We start from the raw sequence: 22,341 nt of genomic DNA, 5'->3' as shown, positions 1-22,341 counted from the left end.
TTATTAAAATTGTATGAATCTCATAGTTGACGTTGGGAATACCTTTGTGAAATTTGCTGTTTTTCAGAATGATGAACTTATTCATAAAGTAAGTTTTAAGCTCTCAAAATTTAAAAAAGAGTTCAAAAAGCTTAAAAGAGATTTTCCAAAATTGAAAACAGCTATCATTTCCTCTGTTGGCAGATTATCTAAAAAGGAAATAGAGATAGTAAAGGAAGAATTAGAAGTTCTAGAATTAAACCATAAGATAAAATTACCCTTTAAAAATCTTTACAAAACTCCAAAAACGCTTGGCGTAGACCGTATTGCCTTGGTAAGTGCTTCAGTAAATCAATTTCCTGATAACAATGTGTTGATCATAGACGCTGGAACGTGTATTACATACGACTTTGTTAACGAAAAAAATGAATATTTAGGAGGAGCTATTTCGCCTGGTATTAGATTAAGATATCATGCGCTTCATAATTTAACGGCTAACCTTCCGCTATTAGATAAAAACCAGCCAGAGAGCATAATTGGTAACTCAACCGAATCTTCTATACATTCAGGAGTTGTTATGGGAGTTGTTAAAGAAATAGATGGGGTAATAGACCAATATAAAGCTGAACATCAAGATTTAACAGTTATTTTAACAGGTGGTGACGCCAATTTTTTGTCAAACCAATTAAAAAATAGCATATTTGCGAACTCAAATTTTCTTTTAGAGGGTTTGAATTACATTCTAGATTTTAATTCAAAATAATGATAAAGAGACTCATTGTAATTTGTATTGCAATTATAAGTTCTAGTGTTTTTGCGCAACAAGGTACTGCATCACCATATTCATTTTACGGAATAGGTAGCCTCAAATTTAAAGGTACGGTAGAAAATCGTAGTATGGGTGGTATCAGTGTTTATTTAGATAGCATACACCTTAATTTAAGAAATCCTGCTTCTTATGTTGGTAAAAATGTAGATGCTTACCCATATGATGGAGAAAGTCGGCCAGTAAAGTTTGCAGTAGCAGGTACTTCTTCTAATACCACATTAAAAGGAAATTCAGGAGAGGCAGAAGGCAATAGCTCTACTTTTGATTATATAGCCTTGTCGGTACCAATTGGTAAGTTTGGTTTTGGCTTTGGACTCATGCCATATACTTCTGTTGGTTATAAGTTGGACGATATTAATGATAATGAAGATATTATAAATCGTTTTAGTGGAGAAGGTGGTGTCAATAGAGTTTTTGCAGGTTTTGGTTATCAGATTTCAAAAAAGCTAGGATTTGGTGTTGATATTAATTACAATTTTGGAAACATTCAGAATTCTGCTATTGAGTTTGCTTATACACAAGATGGTGATTTGGTTGAGCTACAAACGAGAGAAGATAGTAGGTCTGATTTGAGTGGTTTAGACGTAAATTTTGGATTGGCATATAAGACCAAGATATCCAATAATTTAGAACTCTCTGCAACAGCTACCTTTGCACCAGAAAGTAAATTGTCTTCAGAGAATGTTCGTACAATCTCCACAATAGATGTTACAACTACAGGTACGGAAACTGTATTGAATACATTAGAAATTGATTTAGAGAGCCAAAACCTAAGAAATACAGATTTAACTTTGCCATCTCGTTGGTCTTTAGGTGCAGGTTTGGGTAAACCTCAATCATGGTTTGTTGGTGCTGAGTATACTTTACAAAATACAAGCAATTTTTCTAACCCGTTTTATAGCAATGATATTTCGAGTTTTGAAAATGCTTCGCAATTTTCTTTAGGGGGTTTTTATATTCCTGATTTTGATGCGTTTACTGGGTATTTTAAACGCGTGGTTTATAGAGCTGGAATAAACTTTGCTAATACAGGTTTAGTGGTTAAAAACGAATCGATAAAAGAGTTTGGCATATCTTTTGGTTTAGGATTACCAGTTGGTCAAAGATCTCGCGATCCTTTTTCAAATTTAAACCTAGGACTTGAAATTGGAAAACGAGGAACAACTAACAATAATTTAATCCAAGAGAATTTTATAAACTTCAACGTAAGTTTATCTTTAAACTCTAGATGGTTTAGACAAAAGAAGTACAACTAACAATAAATAAAAGATGAAGACGAGAATTACTATACTACTAGCGGCTCTTTTTATGAGTTTCAACATTAGTTTTGCTCAACAAGATGAAGAGTGTATGAACAACCTATCAATTTTTGATAGTTATGTGAAAACAAAAAAATATGATGATGCCTATGAACCATGGAAAATAGTTCGTAACAAGTGCCCAAAATTCAATAGAGCAATCTACGTGCATGGTGAAAAAATATTAACACACAAAATCGAAAACTCAACAGGAGCAGAGCAAGTAGCCCACATCAACGACTTAATGTTGCTTTACGATCAAAGTAGAGAGAATTTTCCATCAAATTATGATCTAGGTGAGATTTTAGTGGATAAAGCTAACTTGGCGTATAAATACAAGAAAGAACTTGGAGTATCCTCTCAAGAAGAATATGATATGTTTCAAGATGCTTTTAATAGGGACAAGAAGAACTTTACAAATGCTAAAGGACTTTATACTTACTTTTCTTTGGCCGTAGATTTATTCGATGAAGGTAAATTAGAGGCTCAAAAGATGTTCGATAAGTATGATGATATTATTGAAATTATTGAAAAAATCATAGATGGGAATACTTCAAAGTTAAATGAACTTGTTAAAAAAGAAGAAAACGGCACGTCTTTGACAAACAGAGAGGAAAAGTTGAAAAAATATTACGAGTCTAGTATAAATGCCTTTGAAGAGCAAGTTATACCAAGTATGGATCAAAAACTTGGGCAAAGAGCAACTTGCGATGTATTAATACCTTTGTATGAAAAAAACTATGAGAATAATAAAAGTGATGGTTTATGGTTACAGAGAGCTATGAATCGTATGTATGCCAAAGGTTGCAAAGAAGATCCGTTATTCTTAAAGTTAGTTCAGCAAAAAAATAGTTTAGAGCCAAGTGCAGATACATCATACTACTTGTATTTATTAACAGGCGAGCAGAAGTATTTTAATCAAACTTTAGACCTAGAATCTGATCCACTTAAAAAAGCAAAGCTTTATAAAAAGTTAGCAAATGAATTAAAGGACAAAGGGAGTTATGGACAAGCCAGACAATACTATATGGAATCCATGAAGCTAAACCCTTCTGATGGTTCACCTTACATAGCTATCGCGTCAATGTACGCCAAGAGTGCTAATAGCTGTGGTGACTCTAACTTTAATAAAAGAGCAGTATTCTGGTTAGCGGCTTTAGAAGCTGAAAAGGCAGGTAGAGTAGATAGTCGTTTAAAATCTGCAGCAGAAAAATCTGCAGCTAGTTATAGAGCAAGTGCACCTTCAAAATCAGATATTTTTACTGAAGGTAATGCGGGACAAACTATAAGGATTGGATGCTGGATAGGGCGTTCTGTAACTGTACCAAACCTTTAATGAATCTAAGAAATTCACATATTATAAAGAACTTAGTCACAGTGTTTGCTGTGACTTTGTTTTTTTCTTGTGAAAATGATTTCAGCGATGTTCAAAAAGTTGGAGTACTCCAAAACCAACCAATAGGAGAAGCTGAGAATATTGACTTAAAATATACGGAGCTTATCGAAGACTCTGTAAGGCTAAAGGCAAATCTCATTAGCCCCAAAATGCTCGATTATTCTAATCGAGACTTTGCTTTCTCTGAATTTCCAAAAGGTATTGTTTTAAAAGTATATGATAAAGAAGGCAAAATAACTACTATAACATCCCGTTATGCCATTTTTTATACAGATACAGATATCATAGATTTAAGAGGAAATGTAACCATCACAACCCATCAAAACGAAAAACTGGTAACAGAGCAGTTGTACTACAACGAAAAGTTAGAATGGGTTTTTACTAACGAGCCATGGGTGTTTAATAGAATCGAAGGCCCTTCCCATGGTATTGGTTTTGACTCTGATAAAGATTTTAAGAAATTTCAGATGATAGAATACGGTGGCGATTTTGAACTCGATAATTAACTATCTTTGTAACTTAATTTTACTTAGATAACTACTCATGAAACTTCTAAAAATATTTCAATACGCTTACATCATATTTGCAATTTTGTTTCTTTGGGATGCAATTACTAATTGGTCTGTAGATAGAAATAGGTCATATATGTCTCTTTTCTTTGTGGCTTTAGCAGTATTTATGTTCTTTTTTAGAAAGCGTTTTGCAAGTAAATTTCAAGATAGAAATAAAGACTAGTATATGACTTTAGATATAGTCATAATTGTAGTTACACTTATACTTTCAGCATTTTTTTCTGGGATGGAGATTGCTTATGTGTCCTCTAATAAAATACACATAGAACTAGAGAAAAAGCAGGAAGATTTCCTCGGTAAAATATTAACGAAGTTAACAGCAAAACCATCTAAATATATTGCTACCATGCTAATTGGTAACAATATAGCCTTAGTTATTTATGGTCTAAAAATGGGCGATGTGTTAGTAAGGTGGTTTCAATCCATGTTGCCTTCAGATAGCAGTATTTTAACCTATCTGTTCCATGATTTGCAGTTGTTAACGCAAACCATAATTTCAACATTTATAATATTAATTACAGCAGAGTTTTTGCCAAAGGTGTTTTTTCAAATTTACGCCAATACCTTAATGAAGATCTTAGCGTTACCAACTTATATATTTTACGTCTTTTTTAGTTGGATTTCTGACTTAGTGCTTTGGATTTCGGATGCTGTATTAAAAAATATTTTTAGAGCTAAAGGTGAAGATGTGGTTTTGGCGATGACCAAAGTAGAGCTTGGAAATTATATCAGCGAGCAAATGGAATCTGTAGAGGATCATGAAGAGGTTGATAGTGAAATTCAAATATTTCAAAATGCGTTAGAATTTTCAGAAGTAAAAGCAAGAGAGGTTATGGTGCCACGTACCGAAATTTCCGCGGTAGACATCTCAGAATCCATTGAAAATTTAAGCCAACTGTTTATTGAAACTGGGAGGACAAAAATTATTGTTTATAAGGATAGTATTGATGATATTTTAGGGTATGTGCATGCTTTTGAGTTGTTTAAAAAGCCCAAGAATATTAAATCCATTATTATTCCAGTAAGTTTTGTGCCAGAGACTATATTGATTAAAGATGTACTTAATATATTAACCAAAAAGCGTCAAAGTATAGCTGTAGTCATTGATGAATATGGTGGCACATCTGGTCTTATGTCTGTTGAGGATATTATTGAAGAATTATTTGGCGAGATAGAAGATGAACACGATACACTTGAAATGATAGAAGAGCAAATCGATGAAGATACTTATAGATTTTCTGCTAGGCTCGAGGTAGATTACATTAATGAAGCTTATAAACTCAATCTTCCAGAAAGTGAAACCTATGAAACCTTAGGAGGATTAATTGTTGATGAAACTGAAGGTATACCAGAGAAAAATGAGGATATTGTAGTTGAGAATTTCAAGTTCACAATTGAAGAAGTATCTTCCACAAAAATAGATATTGTTAAGCTTAAAATTCTCGGTGAAGACTAATGATCACTAGAGCTTACAAAAACTATACTTCTCCTTTTATTATTTATTAGAAAATACTATTTTCGCAGACTTATTTATACGAAAAAATTAAGAAATGGCAATTTTAAATAAAATTAGACAGCGTTCACTAATCTTAATATTAGTAATAGCATTAGCATTGTTTGCTTTCGTTATACAAGGCGTAATTGATAATCCAAATGCATTTTCAAATTCTCAGGGTGTCATAGCAACTGTAAACGGAACAGATATCGAGAGAGATGATTTTCAACAAAAAGTAAAGAATTACCAGGATAGAGCGGGAGGAAGAATTTCTTCTACTCAGGCAATGAATGCTATTTATAATGAAGAATTGCGTAAAATCATTTTAGACGAAGAATATGAGGCACTTGGCTTATCAGTTGAAAAAGATGAAATGCGTGATTTACTTAAAAACAGCTTTCAATCCTATCCAGAATTTCAGGATGAAAATGGAAACTTTGATGTAAATCGTCTTAATGCCTTCATCAGCAACCTTAAAGATATAAGTCCAGATTCTGCACCATTAACTTCTGCAGGACAATCATTTAATATCAATTACGATATCTGGACAAATAATGAGCAGTCTATTGCGACAAATGCACTTCAGCAAACATATTATAACATGATTAAGGCTGGTGTTAGCACTACAATTGCAGAAGCTAAAGATGAGTATTTAGCCGACGCTAAAAATGTAGATATTCGTTTTGTACAGATACCTTATACTACAATTGCAGATAGTTTGGTAGAGGTTACGAAATCTGACATTAAGGCTTACATGAAAAAACATGAAGAAAAGTTTAAAGCAGATGCTAACAGAGAAGTGGTTTATGTAGAATTTAAAGAAGAAGCTTCTAAGGAAGACGAAGATGCAATTAAAGCTGCTCTTTTAAAATTAAAAAGTGACCAACCATTATATAACGAAAGTAGTGGAAACACAGACACTATTCCTGGCTTTGATACTGTAGAGGATGTAGCAGAGTTCATCAATTCTAATTCAGATATAAAGTATAATGATACATTCTTAAGAGCGGCTCAAATTCCTGGTGTAGCAAAAGATAGCTTAATGAAATTGGGAGTTGGTGATTACTATGGTCCTTACAAGGATGGTGAGTACTTTAAGCTTTCAAAGATGATTGCTAAAGCGCAAATGCCAGATACTGTAAAAGTTAGACATATATTGATTCCTTATGCTGGTGGTCAGAGAGCTGATGCATCTGTGACAAAAACACCAGAAGAAGCTAAGGAAACAGCTGATAGTATATTGGCAAAAATAAAGAGTGGCACTAAGTTTATGGATTTGTTAGAGTTGTCATCTGATAAAGTGAGTAATGAAGATGATGGTGAAATAGAGTTTGCATACAACGCAGGTATGGCACCAGAATTTAAGGCATTTGCTTTTGATAATAAGAAAGGTGATATTGATGTAGTTGGCACTTCATTTGGCTACCATGTTATTGAAATCTTAGAGCAGAAGAGTTTTAACGATACATATAAAATTGGTACACTAGCTAGAAAAATTGAACCATCTCAAAAAACATTAGATGAAGTTTATAATAATGTGTCTAAGTTTGAGATAGCAGCAAAAGATGCTGATTTTAATGAGTTAGCTAAAGAGCGTCAATTAACGGTAAAACCCATTACCTTCAAAGAATTAGACGAAAATATGCCAGGTTTAGGAAGTCAGAGACAAGTAGTGCGTTGGGCATTTGAAGAAACTACAGATGTAGGTGATTACAAAAATTTCCCGATTTCTGGTTTTGGCTTTATTGTAGCTAAATTAGTAGAAAAGAACGAGGAAGGTTTAATGAGTGTTGAAGATGCATCAGTAACTGCTCTTCCTGAAATCAGAAAAGAGAAGAAGGCAAAAATGATTCGTGAGAAGATTAAAGCAACTTCTGTAGATGAGATTGCTAAAAATCAAGGTCAGAGTCCAAAAACTGCAGCAGCTGTAACATTAAAAAATACTACGCTAGCAGGAGCTGGTGTTGAGCCAAAAGTAATTGGAGCAGCATTTGGTTTAGAGCAAGGTAAAACTTCTAAGCCTATAGATGGTGAAAAAGGTGTCTACGTTATTGAGGTAACTAAAATAACTGAAGCTACGGAATTGGATAACTATACATCTATTATGAACAGACTTAATGCAACTAGACGTGGGGCTGTGCAAGGAAAAGTATACCTAGCATTAGAAAAGGCAGCTGAGATTGAAGATAACAGAGCTAAAACAGTTTACTAGAAAAAGTAATTAACTATACAGGGAAAAAGAGGCTTTGCAGAAATGTAAAGCCTTTTTTAATTCATTACCATTTCAGAATATGGTATTACAGTCTCAAGGCCTTTAGATTTAAAGTATGCTGATGGATTATTTTCAGAAGTGACCAGAATAAAATCGCCTCCCCAAGCACCAAGACTTTTTATAGATCCATCATAATCAGTGAAAAATTTAGACTTAACAGGTTCTTGATTTAAAAGCTCTGATATAATGTTTTCGTGCTTGTCGATTAGTTGTTCAAATATCGACAAAGACTTGGCTGTTATAATTTCTTCAGTGATATCATTAATACTATTTAAAATAGAATCACTAATCTTGTTTAGCAATTTGTAAGCTTTAATACCATCTCTGCTGTTTTGTTTTTTATTTAGGTAAACAAAGTATAGATTATCTTTAAACGAAGGGTTAAAGTCTACAGCATTAACCATAGGACGTTTTGAATTGTCGAGTTGAAAAGTTATTGGAGTGTTATGTTTTGCACAAGCTATGTCATAACCACTACCACCAAAAGTTTTGTCTAACAACTGGTAAGCATCTACATTTGCCCATTGGGAGATATTATTTATGAGTGTAGAGGATGTGCCTAATCCCCAGTTTCTATTAAAATTTAGATGTGTTGAAATAGTATAGCCTTGATTTGTGCTGAGAAAATTAGGATTCAATTCTTGGGTAGCTTTAAGAATCTGTTTTAGCCTTTTAGAAATATCATTGCCACCCTGAATTTGTTCAATGATCTCGCCATCATCAATAATTAGAGTATTCTCAAACCAAATATTACCATTTTCATCAAAGCTTTTCCAAAAAATGGTGTTGGTATTGTTTTCTTCAACTTTTAAACTCTGTCCAAATTTTGTAGGTAATGCTAAAGCCTTTGCGCCATCTAGTACGACATATTCACCAGTGAGCAGCAGTTTGCCGTTGCTTTGATATGTTTCTATAGATTGGTTTTCGGTGGCTGAGCGTAGTCGAAGCCACAATTTGTAATGACTCTCATTCTTGCATTCTGCCAGATTTTTTAATTCTCTAAGTTGGTTTTTTATCAAAGCTTCTTTTTTTGCCTTACTCCAACCTTGAATTTGTTTTTCTCTATAAAATGCATCATCAATTCTTTGAAACTCCTCAATATATTTTAGTTTTACAGGTAATCGTTTTTTTGTGTGATTTGCACCTTTACCATCATTATGCTCCGCAACACTTTTTTCAATATCAATAGTACTACCAGTATAATAAGAACCATCAGAGCATTCTAATATATAAACGTATCCTTTTGGCATTATATAATTAATAATGTGACTTCGACTACGCTCAGTCACCAGATTAAATTAAATTTTTCTTATTTTTTCAATTGCCTCAACAACAGCACTATGCGTAACCACATTGGTTTTAAAATGTTCTACTATTTTCTTTTTTTCTTCAGAGGTCGCCTCAAACTGATTTAAAATATTCAATAAATGCATTTTCATGTGGCCTTCTTGAATACCAGTTGTGGTTAAGGATTTAACAGCAGCAAAATTCTGAGCTAAACCTGCAACTGCCACAATTTGCATTAAGTCTTTAGCCGTTGGGTTTTCCAGCATTTCTAAAGCGAACTTTACCAAAGGATGTAAAGTGGTTAAACCTCCAACTGTGCCTAAAGCTAATGGGATTTCAATCCAGAATCTAAATGTGTTATTTTCAATAGAGCAATGCGTTAAACTTTTATAGCTGCCATCTTTTGAAGCATAAGCATGTACACCAGCTTCAACAGCTCTAAAATCGTTTCCTGTAGCCAAAACAACAGCATCAATACCATTCATTATGCCTTTGTTGTGAGTTACCGCTCTATAAGGTTCAACTTCGGCAATATTAACAGCTTGCTTAAATTTTTGTGCAAATAGTTTCGGATTAGAAATATCCTTGCTTTTTAAATCCTCAATAGGGCAGGATACTTCGGCTCTAACTAAGCAATTAGGCACATAGTTAGAAAGAATACTCATTACAACATCGAGCTCGCTATTTAATTGCTTTTCAGCTTCTTGTTTAAACGTTTTTGCGAATTGCTCTAAACAAGAATTTATAAAATTGGCACCCATAGCATCTAACGTCTCAAACGTTGCATGTAGCTGATAATAATTTTCTAAATCTTCGGTTTTATCTCTAAGTTCAATATCTAAAATGCCACCACCACGACGTTCCATATTTTTGGTAATGGCTTTGGTGTCTTCAATTAGTTTAGGTTTTATACTCTCAAAAAATGATTGAAGATTATTAAAACTACCATTATATGCAAAATGAACCTGACCTATTTTTTCGGTCGAAATCACTTCAGCCTTAAAGCCTCCTCTGTCCAGCCAAAATTTAGCAGCTTTACTAGCAGCGGCAACAACAGAGCTTTCTTCAATCGCCATTGGTATGGTATAAAGCTTATTGTTTATTAAAAAATTTGGCGCAACACCGAGAGGTAAATAATAATTAGTAATGGTGTTTTCTATAAACTCGTCGTGTAATTTCTGGATATTCTCGTCTGCATTCCAATACTGCTCAACTAAGGATCTTGCAGCTTCTCTATCTGAAAAATATGTACCTATTAGCCATTCAATCTTTTCAGATTTAGTGAGCTTAGAAAAACCAGAAATAGCATTTGGCATAAGAAATTGATTTTAAATTGCAAAGATACTTAGGATTGGCATAAAATGTGTGCCCATTCTTCTATTATTGCCGATTTACTGTTAATAATGCCTGATTTTTGCATATTTTTTAGTAAACTTGGCATTGCTTTATTGAAAAAAGATTTAGATGAAATGCCTTCAGCAATAATTTTTCAAATCAACAGAAAACCATAAAATAGGCATTCCATCTGACCATTAAAATGAATAAGTATTAACAGATGAAATTGAGATACTTCGTAGCTATTATTGGACTCCTAACAACCACATTGATTTATGGTCAAAATAAGCAAATTACACTTGAAGAGATTTGGGGTGGGGCGTTTAGAACAGAAGGAATGCAGGCTTTGCACTCCATGAAAAACGGAAAACAATATTCGGTTTTAAATTACGATAGACAAAATGGAACAGCCACTATTGATATTTACGACTACAAAACTTTAGAAAAGGTTAAAACCTTGGTGTCTTCCTCAGATATATCGGAGATTCAAGGTTTTTTTGATTATACGTTTAGCGATGATGAAACTAAGGTCGTATTAACCACAAATGAAGAGCCTGTATACAGACGTTCTAGGTTGGGTGAGTATTATGTTTATGACTTGGAAACTAAAAAACTAACTAAGGTTGCAGACCATTTAATCCAAGAGCCAACGTTATCACCTGATGGGACTAAAATTGCTTACGGTTTTGAAAACAACTTATACTCTAAGGATTTAAAATCAGGGAATGTCACACAGATAACCTTTGATGGTGAAAAGAATAAAATCATCAATGGTATTACCGATTGGGTATATGAAGAAGAATTTAGTTTTGTTAGAGCTTTTGATTGGAATGCAGATAGTAATTTAATTGCTTTTATTCGTTTTGATGAATCTGAAGTTCCAGAATTTTCAATGGATGTGTATGGCTCTGGTTTATACCAAACACAACAAGTATTCAAGTACCCAAAAGCAGGAGAAAAGAACTCAATAGTATCCTTGCATTTATATGATTTGAAAACTGGAAAACTTAAAGAGCTAAAAGTTGATAAGACTTACGAAGATTTTTATATCCCAAGACTCAAGTGGACAAACGATGCCAATGTTTTAAGCGCACAATACATGAATCGTCATCAAAACGAATTAGATTTATGGTTCATAGATACTAATACTATGAATTATGACTTAGTGCTTGAAGAAAAGGATGACGCCTATATTGATGTAACTTTCAATCTAACATTCTTGAAGGATAATAGCTTTATTTGGACGAGTGAGAAGGATGGTTTTAACCATATTTACCATTACGATAAAAATGGAAAATTGATCAACCAAGTAACAAATGGTAATTGGGAAGTGACTGATTATTATGGGTTTAATGAAAAGGCCAACACCATTTACTTTCAATCTACTGAAAATGGGTCTATTAATAGAGATGTCTTTTCGATAAAGTTAAATGGCAAAGACAAAACGCGCTTAACAAAAACTGAAGGAACCAACAGCGCATCATTTAGTGCAGATTTTACATACTTTATCAATACACATTCTAGTGCTACGACACCATATGAATATACATTGCATAATTCAAAGTCGGGTGACTTGGTAAAAAGCATTAAGGATAATGATAAGTTGTCCCAAAAAGTAGGAGATTATGTGACTTCCGAAAAAGAATTTAGTAATATTAATGTCAATGGTAACGACTTAAACATGTGGATGATTAAGCCTGCAGATTTTGATAAAAACAAGCAGTATCCATTATTTATGTATCAATATTCAGGACCTGGATCTCAACAGGTGGCAAACCGTTGGAATGGTGCAAATGATTATTGGTATCAAATGTTAGCGCAACAAGGTTATATTGTAGTCTGTATAGATGGAAGAGGAACTGGATTTAAAGGTGCAGATTTTAAAAAAGTGACCCAAAAGGAATTGGGTAAATATGAGGTTGAAGACCAAATTGAAGCTGCTAAAAAATTGGGGGAACTACCATATATTGATGCCTCACGTATCGGAATTTGGGGCTGGAGCTATGGAGGCTTTATGAGTAGTAATGCATTATTTAAAGGTAATGATGTCTTTAAAATGGCTATTGCTGTAGCACCTGTAACCAGTTGGAGATTCTACGATACCATTTACACCGAGCGTTATATGACCACACCAGATGAGAATCCTAGTGGTTACGATGATAATTCACCAATAAACCATGTCGATAAATTAAAGGGGGATTTCCTATTGATTCATGGAACAGGTGATGATAACGTGCATGTACAAAATACCATGCGTATGGTTGAGGCTTTAATACAAGCTGACAAACAATTTGAATGGATGATTTATCCAGATAAAAATCACGGAATTTATGGAGGTAACACAAGATTACATCTCTATAAAAAGATGACCAATTTTATTCATAAAACATTAGGTGATAAAATCGAAGAAACTAGAAAAGAAGAAAAGGAAACTTCAAATATTAAAGGCTAACTAACTAAAACTAACTAATATAAATTATATGTCAACAGCAATTAAACAACCGCATCAAAAAGAATTATTTGGGCATCCAGTAGGATTATATGTTTTATTTTTTACCGAAATGTGGGAACGCTTTTCATACTATGGAATGCGTGCAATTTTAGTATTGTATTTAGTAGCTCAGACTACTGGTGATAATGCAGGATTGGGTTGGACCAATGGAGAAGCTTTAGCACTTTATGGATGGTACACCATGCTTGTTTATGTAGCCTCAATACCAGGTGGGTGGATAGCAGATAAGTTTTTAGGCCAAAAAAAATCTGTTCTATACGGAGGAATCTTATTAGTAGCAGGACACAGTATTCTTGCTGTAGAACAAATGTGGGCATTTTACACAGGTTTGGGTCTTATTATAGCAGGTGTTGGGATGTTAAAACCTAATATTTCTACTATGGTTGGTGGTTTGTATAAACAAGGAGATATCAGACGTGATAAAGGTTTCACTATTTTTTATATAGGTATAAATATAGGCGCATTTCTTTCGAGTTTAATTGTTGGTTATGTTGGTGAAGTGCATGGTTGGCATTATGGTTTCGGTCTTGCAGGTATAGGTATGGCAGCAGGATTAATTCAATATTTAGTTGGATTGAAATACTTAAAACAAGTTGGGAATTTCCTAGGTGAATCAGAAAATACTTTTGAAAAGGAGGCAATGGATAAGCCATTAACTAAAATAGAAAAAGATAGAGTTGTTGTTTTATTTATTTCATTTTTGCTGGTAATCGTGTTTTGGGGTGCTTTTGAACAAGCAGGTGGTCTAATGAATATTTATGCTTCAGAAAAGACTAACCGTATGTTAATGGGATGGGAAGTGCCAGCTTCTTGGTTTCAATCATTAAATGCTATGTTTATCATTTTCTTGGGTACTTTAGTTGCAGGTTATTGGGCTAAGAGAAAATTAAAAGGGAAATTGTCTACAGGTCTTTTTAAAATGATTGTTGGTCTCATCATCATGGGTACTGGTTTCTTTTTTATGACAGCTGCATCAGCACAATATGAAAGCACTGGTGCATCAGCAATGTACTGGTTAGTACTAGCTTATTTATTCCATACTATTGGAGAACTTTGTATATCACCAGTGGCATTATCTTATATTACCAAATTGGCACCTTTAAAATATGCTTCGTTAATGATGGGTGTTTATTTTGCTATGACAGGTTTTGGTAACAAGCTTGCAGGCCTACTAGGTGAGGCTTCGGAAAAATTAGGTGAGTTTACAATTTTCACTGGTATTGCTGTTTTCTGCGTATCATTTGGATTGTTAGTTATGGTCTTCAGAAAAAAATTGGAAAAACTAACACACGGTGCTGAAGACAACGAACATGAAATGCTAGAATCAGAAAAGTACGAACTGGCAGACCCAGATATTAATAGCTAAAAATATTACCCTCGTAAATGTTGTTTATGAGGGTTTTCTCTACTAACTAAATACTTTAAGATTTATGAATAATTCTAATGAAAGCTTTTTTGACACTAAAGTAATGGGACATCCAGCAGGTCTGTTTGTGCTATTCTTTACCGAAATGTGGGAGCGTTTTTCTTATTATGGAATGCGAGTATTGCTTGTGTTGTTTTTTACAGCTTCAATTTTAGATCAAGGTTGGGGTTGGCCTAAAGAACATGCTTTAGCTATTTTTGGTACCTATGCATCTTTAGTATATCTATCTACAATGATTGGTGGTTACTTTGCTGATAAAGTAATTGGCTACAGATGGGCTGTTGTTGTCGGTGCCTTGCTTATGACTTTAGGTCATGGGTGTATGGCTGTTGAAACCCCATTTTTTATATATTTTGGGTTAGTTCTATTAGTTTTTGGAAGTGGTTTTTTCAAGCCAAATATGACTTCTATCATCTCAGAAATGTATAAAGACGTCCCTGAGAAAAAAGATGGTGCTTATACTATTTTCTATATGGGTGTTAATGCAGGAGCATTCTTTGGAATTATGATATGCGGTTATTTAGGAGAAAAAATCGGTTGGAGTTATGGATTTGGTGTCGCAGGGATTTTCATGCTTTTTGGGTTGTTACAATTTTGGTTTGCACAAAATATATTTGGTGAAGTAGGTAAAAAACCTAAGAAAGAATCAAAAGAAGATGTAGCAATTTATTCAGAGGAAAACGGTGGCCCAAAAAATCCATTTACTAAGTTTCAACAAGTAATTATTGTTGTTTGTTCTGTATTAGGTTTGACATGGATTTTAAATGACCCTATTTCAAAAATTACCGAAGGCAACTATAATATTTACAATTTTGAACTTTTTGGGCTTGATGGCAATACAGTGGTAATTATTATGGCTTTATTACTATTCATACTATTATTAGCAATTAGAATACCTAAATACATTCCAGTAGTTAGAGATCGAATGCTAGCAATCGTATTTTTTGCTTTTATCACCATGTTTTTTTGGGCATTATTTGAGCAGGCACCAGGATCGTTAAACTTATATGCTAGAGATTATACTCAAAGAATTCTAGAAGGTACTATGGGTAATATATTCAAGATTGTAGATGCATTGATAACTATAGTGCCACTCGCCATAATTACTTATGTACTTATTCAGCTTTTTAAAAGAACTATTAAGAAGTATGCATTGTCTAATATTATTCTGTCGTTCAGTTTTGTGATAATTTGGGCATTAGCGATCATGAAAGTTTACAATGATTATAAATCTGCTTCTTATGTGGTGGAATATGTAGATAACAATGGTAATAACAAAACAGCAAAAATCGTAACCTTCAATGAGTTTGCAAATGGCGAGTCTATGGCAGTAACAGATAATGAATCTGTTGATGTTTATGACGCTAATGCAGAAGAAAATAAAAGCAACTATGTGAAGGACAATTACTTGTTTAATAAAGACGAAGAAGAACAAGGAGAGATTTTCAATGCAGTCGTTACCGATATTTTTGAACGCGATAAAATAGGTGCTGCTATTAAGAATAAGTTTGCTGTTTTTTCTTTTACAAACGCAAAAGGCGAAACCCTAACTAAAGAAGTAAAGTTGTCAGGGGATTTTAAAGATTTGAAAAAGGCTGATGAGAAACAATTATTTATAACTCATGATCTTAAATACGATATGCATGGAAAAAACAACACCAATGCCACTGTTACGGCCAAGGAAAGTGCTGTAGAGATTGGTGCAACTTGGTTTAATATTCTTAACTCTCTATTTATTATTGCCTTAGCACCACTATTTTCTAAATGGTGGGAAAGTAAATATAACCCAACAGCAAATGGTAAGTATGCCATTGGTATGGCATTACTCGGTTTAGGTATGTTGGTTATTGCCATTGGAGCTGGAGGTATAGAGCCAGGTCAGAAATCTGCTCAGACAAGCATGTTTATTCTGGTTTTTGTGTATCTATTCCATACAATGGGTGAACTCTGCGTATCACCAGTAGCACTATCTTATGTAAGTAAGCTTGTGCCTAGTAGAATGATTGCGGTTATGTTTGGGGTTTGGTATTTGGCTGTAGCTATAGGTATGAAATTGGCAGGTATTTTTGGGGAGTTATCAGAAGGTATTGCCAAAGAAGCTGGTATAAGTACATTTTTCTGGTATCTCACAGGAGTCTCAGTAATTTTGAGTTTATTGGCATGGTTTACAACACCAGTAATTAAAAAATTAATGCACGGTGTACGTTAACCAAACCGTTAAAAATAAAAGAAAATGCTCCTGTTTAGGAGCATTTTTGTAAGTTCGGTACAACATTTGTAACAAATTAACCATGAAATGAGTGGAAATAAAAAGTCTGTTAATCGAGCCCCTGATTAACTTGCGAATTCCATCTGACATCTCAAATCAATAAAATAAAAACAGATGAAAAGAATAAAACTACTTATAGCGTTTGTGGCTTTTGGAACATTAGCCTCGTTTCAAAATGCTAACGAAACACCAGAAAAAGAGATTAATTGGATGACTTTAGAGGAAGCTATTAAGCTTCAAGAAAAAAAACCAAAAAAAATCATCATGGATGTTTATACCAATTGGTGTGGGCCATGCAAAATGCTCGACAAAAATACATTTCACAATGAAGACGTTGTAGATTATATAAATGAACATTATTACGCTGTAAAATTTAACGGTGAAGGAAATGATACAGTAACCTATAAAGATAAAACATACACAAATCCTAATTACGATCCTGCTAAAGCAAATAGACGTAATAGTGCACATGAGTTTGCACGTTCTCTTAATGTAAGAGCATATCCAACAATGGTGTTTTTTGATGAAGAAGGTGAGTATATTGCACCAATTTCTGGATATTTAAAACCGCGTCAAATAGAATTGTACTTAAAACTATTTAAGACAGATAAGTACAAAGAAATGGATACCCAAGAGAAGTTTAATGAGTATTATAAAAACTTTGAGCCTACTTTTAAGGAATAATTAAGGTTACTTAAGAATAAAAGCTCCCTTTTCATTAGTGTAATGGAAAGGGATTTTTTTAGCCCTACAAGTTACTTTCCAGCGTTCTACGTATGATTTATAATTACTGGCATCTGCAACAATGTTCTGTGGCTTTAGACTGTCAATAACTCTGTTTAGATTGATTCTCGGAGAGTTAAGAAGCAAAATATAATCAGGTTGAAATGACAAGTTTTTATAAATGCCTAGACTATCTACAGCTAATAATGTCTTGTTTTTAAATTGATAGACATTTTGCAAACTATCCGTAGTTATACTAGCTATTAATTCACCAACTCTGTAGTTCTTAATAATGTTGTCATCAGTTAATTTCAAAGCATCTAAATTATGATGAATCTCTAGTTTGTCATTCTTTTTTAGGCCTATCATTGAAAACCGACTTTTATTAAAGACGATAAAAGCCTCCTTTTGATTTTTGAAGTTGTTATAAAGATAGGTGCCTTGAAGACAAATAATACCAACGAGACAAATTGCTGCCCATTTAAAAGTTTTGAATTTGTATACCTGAACTACACTGATAATTATAGTATATGTACATAATACTTGAATCAAAGTGAAAGGAATATCCCTAAACAAAAAATCTTCAAACTGAGCCACCCAAGCAATGAATCCGTTTAAGGACTCTATAATAAAGCTATAAATTTCAACTACAGGTTTAGGAAGAAAACCAACTAAAGCCATTACAATAACCAAAAGGCCAAACCCAAGTATCAATCCTAAAAAAGGAATTACTACAAGGTTTGAAATAAAGAACAACCCGGGAAACTGATGAAAATAAAATAAGCTTATCGGTAAGACACCTGTTTGAGCAGCGAGTGTTACCGTAAATATCTGCCAAGGTTTATCAATAATCAAAAATTTAGGTTGCCATAGGTTATACAAAATAGGTTGAATACTCACAATGCCTAAAACCGCTAAATAACTCATCTGAAAACCCACTTCAAATAAAAATGTCGGTTTAATGAGTAAAATAAAAAATGCTGAAATAGCCAAAGTATTATAAATATTAGTTGGTCGTTTAAGATGCATGGCAATACTTATAATACTAAACATGGTAACAGCTCTAGTAACCGAAGGAGACAAACCCGCAATGACAGCAAATAACCATAGGAGAATAACAATTAGCAATGGTCTTAACACTTGTCCATATTTAAGAAGGAGTAAAGGCTTAAATATAAAATTGAGAATGAGCAATAGAATCCCAACATGCAAGCCAGAAACAGCGAGTATATGTATGGTTCCAGAATTCACGTAATTGTTATAGATGCTTTTGTCAATAGTTTGTCGTTGCCCTAATAGTAATGCATTAATGATGCTTAAAACATCATTTTTAATGCCTGCTTTAATCAGTTTTGTGTTGATGGAAGCCCTCAATTGGTCTGCAAAACCATAAATAGTTTTAGGTTGGTCTGATAGTATTAGGATTTCATTGGATTGTAGATAGATTTGATTATAAACCTGCCTTAATTCTAAATACTTGCTATAATCAAACTGATGTGGATTTAACGGTTTTTGAATATCTCTTAAATCTGATTTGGTAAAAATAATGGCATCTACAGGTAGAGTGTTAATTGTGGAGTCTCTTTTGATGTTGATGAGTAGTTTTCCTAAAGCTTTTCTTTGATTAGCTGAAATCAATGAGACAATATATTTATCGTTATAAGAATCAGGTTTTAGACGCTCGTTTATTTTAAATGTTAGTTCAGAGGGTTCTTGTAAGCTTAAATTTGTGTAATGTTGAGGTTGTCGTTTTTCGTCTTGTATATTATAGGCATTGATGCCAAGACTAACCATACAGCAGTAAGCGAGTATGGCAAAGTATGGAGAACGATTAATCTTTTGTTTTAGGCTTAAGTAATAGATAAAAATAAAAGCAACTAATCCCAACGATAAGTATATGGCTATACTAAAATTGGGTTTAAAATAATGGGCAATACAGATGCCTAGAATTAGACAAACTGTAAGTTTTATTATAGTGAAATTTAGTAACTTCATGATTGTGAGTTACTAATATAATAAAAGAAAGTATTTGTTAAGAAAAATATTACAAAACTCGCCTTGCCTGTACAAATGCAAAATACCAGTATTGCTCTGCCAAAGACGAAATAATAACGCCTCTGCTCGTAGAGGCATGAATAAATTCTACATTACCTGTGTGTATGTTAGTTACAATGCCAACATGGTTGACTTTTCGACTATTTTTTTTGGTGGCGAAAAATACTAGGTCGCCAACATTAACCTCTTTAAGGTCTATCCAATCTCCGTAAGATGATAAGCTTCCAGTTGTTCTTGGTACAGTAATGTTATTGTCTTTAAATGTTGTGTAGACCAAACCAGAGCAATCCATGCCTCGTTTTGTGGTGCCACCATATTTATAACGCGTACCGTTGAACTTTTTAGCATAATTGGCTATGGCTTCACCTTCTTCAGATGGTTTAGTGGACGTATTGACTTTTACCGTATGTGTTTGTCGCTTATTTGATGTAGAATATGATTTTTTTGCTTTACAACTTGTTAATGTGGCAATAACACAAATAAATAATATAATTTTTTTCATAAGGTTTTACATACTGTCTACTGATTACTCTCTACTGCTTACTGAATTAACAATGAGTTTGGCAGCTTTTGAACTTGCTCCTTTGCCACCTAATTTTTTCTCAAGTTCAAAATAGTCTAAAAATAATTGATCTCTTTTATCTGAATTTAAAATAGCATTCAATTCTTTCTTTAAGCGTTTTTTGTTGAGGTCTCCTTGTATTAATTCGGCAACTACTTCTCGATCCATAATAAGGTTGACAAGCGAAATGAATTTTAAAGTTATAATGCGTTTTGCGATATGATATGATATAGCATTTGCTTTATAACACACAACTTGCGGAACTTTATATAAAGCCGTTTCTAAGGTTGCTGTGCCAGAAGTTACCAAGGCAGCATAGGATATGCTCAACAAATCATAAGTTTTATTAGAAATAAAGCTAACATTATTCTTTTTGATAAAGGTTTTGTAAAACTCAAAATCCTGACTCGGAGCACCAGCAATTACAAATTGATAATCTTTAAAATCATCAACTAGGCTGAGCATAACACCTAGCATTTTGGTAATTTCTTGTTTTCTACTTCCCGGCAATAATGCAATAATTGGAAGATTGCTTAATTGATGTGTTTTTCTAAATTCAGTTTCATCAACTTGTGGTCGGTCTGCGATGGCATCAATTAATGGGTGACCTACAAAGTGAACATCATAACCATAGGTTTTATAAAAGTCCTTTTCAAAAGGAAGGATGCAGTACATCGCATCAATATCGCGCTTTATTTTCTCAACACGACTCGCTCTAGAAGCCCAAACCTGAGGGGAAATATAATAGTGCGTTCTAAAGTTTTGTTCTTTTGCCCACTTAGCAATTCTTAAGTTAAAACCAGAATTGTCAATAAATATGATGACATCAGGTTGAAACTGCGTAATATCTTTTTTACAGAACTTAATATGACCAGAAATTTTTCTGAGATTCATAATCACTTCCGCAAAACCCATAAACTGACGCTCTTTGTAGTGCATTACCAATTCACCACCAACAGCTTGCATTAAATCACCTCCCCAAAAACGAATATCAGCTTTATCATCTTCTTTTAATAAAGCTTTCATAAGATTTGATCCGTGTAAGTCACCTGAGGCCTCGCCAGCAATGATGTAATATTTCATCAATTGAAAAATTTAATGATCATTGTTATTATAAACACTAACATTATCGCTATAAGCACACCTTGAGCTCTATTATCTTTTTTCTTTCTAAGAAAGAAAAAGAAAATTGCCAGATTAGGTAAAGCACCAAGACTAATCATCTTGGTTAAGATGCCACGCTGAGCACTTTGTTTTAAAATTAGTAGCCAATCATCATCATTTCCAAAAATTTGGATAGCTACTAAAAGCCCTAGAAATGTTGCAATAATACCAACCAAAAACCCAATAACTATATCTTTATTCATGTTTATATTTTTAGTTGGTGTTAGTGTCATTTCATTCTGAAATTAATTCAACTTCCAAGTGTTTAACGATTGAATTGTATGATGAGCAGTTAAGTCAAATTGAACAGGAACAATAGATACATAACCATTTGCTAAAGCCCATTCATCAGTGTCTTCTCCCTTATCCATATTTACAAACTTTCCTGCTAACCAGTAATATTCTCTACCCATTGGGTTAACACGTTTGTCAAATTCTTCGACCCAATTGGCACGTGCTTGTCTGCATACTTTTATACCTTTTATGTCTTTCTTGTTTAGATTAGGCAAGTTCACATTCAATACCACTCCATCTGGCAATCCATGTTCCAAAACTTGTCTGGTAATGGTTTCAACAAAAGATTTGCAATGCTCAAAATTAGCATTCCAATTATAATCTAAAAGTGAAAAACCAATGGCAGGAATACCTTCTATACCAGCTTCTAAGGCTGCACTCATTGTGCCTGAATAAATGACATTAATAGAGGAGTTGGAGCCATGATTAATGCCTGATACACATATATCTGGTTTACGATCCAAAATTTCTCTAACAGCCAATTTTACACAGTCGGCAGGTGTGCCAGAGCAACTATATTCTGGCTGTTTTCCATCTATATTTACCTTTTCTAGATAAAGTGTAGCATTCACAGTAATAGCATGTCCCATAGCACTTTGCGGACTATCCGGAGCAACAACTACAACATCTCCAATAGTATTCATCACACTAATTAGTGTACGTATTCCTGGTGCTGTAATACCATCATCATTAGTTACTAAAATTAGAGGACGCTTAGCCATACTATATTGAGATTTTAGGTTGGGTAAAAATACTAAAAACCATAAGAAGTAGAAGTATTTGTACCTTTAACAAAAAATTAGTGCCATGATTTTTTATGGCATGGTTTTTTCTTCTATTTTAGTGAAAATAATCATTACATACTTATTGTAA

18 protein-coding genes are annotated in these 22,341 nt (G+C 33.6%); 11 read left to right on the top strand and 7 right to left on the bottom strand.

The features are described 5' to 3' along the window. Positions 1-13: 13 nt before the first annotated feature. From ACPX19_RS03010 to ACPX19_RS02980, 7 genes are all read left to right on the top strand, one after another. Positions 14-742 (top strand): type III pantothenate kinase, encoded by a 729-nt coding sequence (locus tag ACPX19_RS03010; protein ID WP_426431402.1) that lies wholly within the window; start codon positions 14-16, stop codon positions 740-742. Next, positions 742-2,064: a hypothetical protein gene (locus tag ACPX19_RS03005; RefSeq protein WP_426431401.1), complete on the top strand. Its 1,323-nt coding sequence runs from the start codon at positions 742-744 to the stop codon at positions 2,062-2,064. The genes ACPX19_RS03010 and ACPX19_RS03005 overlap by 1 nt, the downstream gene beginning before the upstream one ends. Positions 2,065-2,077: 13 nt before the next feature. Continuing rightward, positions 2,078-3,442: a hypothetical protein gene (locus ACPX19_RS03000; RefSeq protein ID WP_426431400.1), complete on the top strand. Its 1,365-nt coding sequence runs from the start codon at positions 2,078-2,080 to the stop codon at positions 3,440-3,442. Next, the gene (lptC, locus tag ACPX19_RS02995) at positions 3,442-4,008 is read left to right on the top strand and encodes an LPS export ABC transporter periplasmic protein LptC (protein ID WP_426431399.1); all 567 of its coding nucleotides are present in this window, start codon (positions 3,442-3,444) and stop codon (positions 4,006-4,008) included. The genes ACPX19_RS03000 and lptC overlap by 1 nt, the downstream gene beginning before the upstream one ends. Before the next feature lie 37 nt (positions 4,009-4,045). Continuing rightward, positions 4,046-4,237, top strand: coding sequence for a hypothetical protein (locus ACPX19_RS02990; protein ID WP_426431398.1), 192 nt, complete (start codon positions 4,046-4,048; stop codon positions 4,235-4,237). Between the two features lie 3 nt (positions 4,238-4,240). Next, entirely contained in the window at positions 4,241-5,530 is a 1,290-nt protein-coding gene (locus tag ACPX19_RS02985) for a hemolysin family protein (protein WP_426431397.1), read from the top strand. A 94-nt stretch (positions 5,531-5,624) separates the two neighbouring features. Then, on the top strand, positions 5,625-7,781 hold the full coding sequence (locus ACPX19_RS02980; protein ID WP_426431396.1) for a SurA N-terminal domain-containing protein: 2,157 nt from the start codon (positions 5,625-5,627) through the stop codon (positions 7,779-7,781). 56 nt (positions 7,782-7,837) lie between these two features. Here the strand turns inward: ACPX19_RS02980 and ACPX19_RS02975 are convergent, their stop codons facing one another. Together ACPX19_RS02975 and ACPX19_RS02970 are read right to left on the bottom strand one after the other, a co-directional pair. Continuing rightward, complete coding sequence (locus ACPX19_RS02975; protein ID WP_426431395.1) at positions 7,838-9,091, bottom strand: GYDIA family GHMP kinase; 1,254 nt, start codon at positions 9,089-9,091, stop codon at positions 7,838-7,840. Positions 9,092-9,139: 48 nt separating this feature from the next. Then, complete coding sequence (locus tag ACPX19_RS02970; protein WP_426431394.1) at positions 9,140-10,444, bottom strand: hydroxymethylglutaryl-CoA reductase, degradative; 1,305 nt, start codon at positions 10,442-10,444, stop codon at positions 9,140-9,142. Positions 10,445-10,683: 239 nt separating this feature from the next. On the opposite strand from ACPX19_RS02970, the gene ACPX19_RS02965 reads away from it, so the two are divergent. From ACPX19_RS02965 to ACPX19_RS02950, 4 genes are all read left to right on the top strand, one after another. Continuing rightward, the gene (locus ACPX19_RS02965) at positions 10,684-12,915 is read left to right on the top strand and encodes a S9 family peptidase (RefSeq protein ID WP_426431393.1); all 2,232 of its coding nucleotides are present in this window, start codon (positions 10,684-10,686) and stop codon (positions 12,913-12,915) included. Between the two features lie 28 nt (positions 12,916-12,943). After that, entirely contained in the window at positions 12,944-14,341 is a 1,398-nt protein-coding gene (locus ACPX19_RS02960) for a peptide MFS transporter (protein WP_426431392.1), read from the top strand. A 64-nt stretch (positions 14,342-14,405) separates the two neighbouring features. Beyond that, on the top strand, positions 14,406-16,610 hold the full coding sequence (locus tag ACPX19_RS02955) for a peptide MFS transporter (RefSeq protein ID WP_426431391.1): 2,205 nt from the start codon (positions 14,406-14,408) through the stop codon (positions 16,608-16,610). A gap of 174 nt (positions 16,611-16,784) precedes the next feature. Next, a complete protein-coding gene (locus tag ACPX19_RS02950; RefSeq protein ID WP_426431390.1) occupies positions 16,785-17,354 on the top strand; it encodes a thioredoxin family protein in 570 nt (189 codons plus the stop codon). A gap of 6 nt (positions 17,355-17,360) precedes the next feature. Here the strand turns inward: ACPX19_RS02950 and ACPX19_RS02945 are convergent, their stop codons facing one another. From ACPX19_RS02945 to surE, 5 genes are read right to left on the bottom strand one after another with little or no spacing between them, the layout of a single operon-like run. Next, a complete protein-coding gene (locus tag ACPX19_RS02945) occupies positions 17,361-19,388 on the bottom strand; it encodes a ComEC/Rec2 family competence protein (RefSeq protein ID WP_426431389.1) in 2,028 nt (675 codons plus the stop codon). A 49-nt stretch (positions 19,389-19,437) separates the two neighbouring features. Next, positions 19,438-19,950 carry a C40 family peptidase gene (locus tag ACPX19_RS02940; protein ID WP_426431388.1) on the bottom strand — a complete coding sequence of 171 codons (513 nt, stop codon included), beginning with the start codon at positions 19,948-19,950 and terminating at the stop codon, positions 19,438-19,440. 24 nt (positions 19,951-19,974) lie between these two features. Beyond that, positions 19,975-21,093, bottom strand: a complete 1,119-nt coding sequence (gene lpxB, locus ACPX19_RS02935; RefSeq protein WP_426431387.1) for a lipid-A-disaccharide synthase — start codon at positions 21,091-21,093, stop codon at positions 19,975-19,977. Further along, positions 21,093-21,377: a hypothetical protein gene (locus tag ACPX19_RS02930; RefSeq protein ID WP_426431386.1), complete on the bottom strand. Its 285-nt coding sequence runs from the start codon at positions 21,375-21,377 to the stop codon at positions 21,093-21,095. Before ACPX19_RS02930 ends, lpxB begins: the two co-directional genes overlap by 1 nt. 42 nt (positions 21,378-21,419) lie before the next feature. Continuing rightward, entirely contained in the window at positions 21,420-22,190 is a 771-nt protein-coding gene (gene surE, locus ACPX19_RS02925; protein ID WP_426431385.1) for a 5'/3'-nucleotidase SurE, read from the bottom strand. Between the last annotated feature and the right edge of the window lie 151 nt (positions 22,191-22,341).

The sequence above is a fragment of the Winogradskyella sp. HB-48 genome, from assembly GCF_049942685.1.
Classification (GTDB): Bacteria; Bacteroidota; Bacteroidia; order Flavobacteriales; family Flavobacteriaceae; genus Winogradskyella.
The sequence above is the reverse complement of the archived record's forward strand: the minus strand, read 5'-3'. Positions and strand labels throughout refer to the sequence as shown.

What these genes read in the sequence shown, in the direction of transcription:
- ACPX19_RS02975 (WP_426431395.1), bottom strand. Translation starts at nt 9,091, where the DNA reads ATGCCAAAAGGATACGTTTATATATTAGAATGCTCTGATGGTTCTTAT.
- ACPX19_RS02980 (WP_426431396.1), top strand. Translation starts at nt 5,625, where the DNA reads ATGGCAATTTTAAATAAAATTAGACAGCGTTCACTAATCTTAATATTA.
- ACPX19_RS03010 (WP_426431402.1), top strand. Translation starts at nt 14, where the DNA reads ATGAATCTCATAGTTGACGTTGGGAATACCTTTGTGAAATTTGCTGTT.
- ACPX19_RS02960 (WP_426431392.1), top strand. Translation starts at nt 12,944, where the DNA reads ATGTCAACAGCAATTAAACAACCGCATCAAAAAGAATTATTTGGGCAT.
- lptC (WP_426431399.1), top strand. Translation starts at nt 3,442, where the DNA reads ATGAATCTAAGAAATTCACATATTATAAAGAACTTAGTCACAGTGTTT.
- ACPX19_RS02970 (WP_426431394.1), bottom strand. Translation starts at nt 10,444, where the DNA reads ATGCCAAATGCTATTTCTGGTTTTTCTAAGCTCACTAAATCTGAAAAG.
- ACPX19_RS02945 (WP_426431389.1), bottom strand. Translation starts at nt 19,388, where the DNA reads ATGAAGTTACTAAATTTCACTATAATAAAACTTACAGTTTGTCTAATT.
- surE (WP_426431385.1), bottom strand. Translation starts at nt 22,190, where the DNA reads ATGGCTAAGCGTCCTCTAATTTTAGTAACTAATGATGATGGTATTACA.
- ACPX19_RS02950 (WP_426431390.1), top strand. Translation starts at nt 16,785, where the DNA reads ATGAAAAGAATAAAACTACTTATAGCGTTTGTGGCTTTTGGAACATTA.
- ACPX19_RS02965 (WP_426431393.1), top strand. Translation starts at nt 10,684, where the DNA reads ATGAAATTGAGATACTTCGTAGCTATTATTGGACTCCTAACAACCACA.
- lpxB (WP_426431387.1), bottom strand. Translation starts at nt 21,093, where the DNA reads ATGAAATATTACATCATTGCTGGCGAGGCCTCAGGTGACTTACACGGA.
- ACPX19_RS02955 (WP_426431391.1), top strand. Translation starts at nt 14,406, where the DNA reads ATGAATAATTCTAATGAAAGCTTTTTTGACACTAAAGTAATGGGACAT.
- ACPX19_RS02990 (WP_426431398.1), top strand. Translation starts at nt 4,046, where the DNA reads ATGAAACTTCTAAAAATATTTCAATACGCTTACATCATATTTGCAATT.
- ACPX19_RS03000 (WP_426431400.1), top strand. Translation starts at nt 2,078, where the DNA reads ATGAAGACGAGAATTACTATACTACTAGCGGCTCTTTTTATGAGTTTC.
- ACPX19_RS02985 (WP_426431397.1), top strand. Translation starts at nt 4,241, where the DNA reads ATGACTTTAGATATAGTCATAATTGTAGTTACACTTATACTTTCAGCA.
- ACPX19_RS03005 (WP_426431401.1), top strand. Translation starts at nt 742, where the DNA reads ATGATAAAGAGACTCATTGTAATTTGTATTGCAATTATAAGTTCTAGT.
- ACPX19_RS02940 (WP_426431388.1), bottom strand. Translation starts at nt 19,950, where the DNA reads ATGAAAAAAATTATATTATTTATTTGTGTTATTGCCACATTAACAAGT.
- ACPX19_RS02930 (WP_426431386.1), bottom strand. Translation starts at nt 21,377, where the DNA reads ATGAATAAAGATATAGTTATTGGGTTTTTGGTTGGTATTATTGCAACA.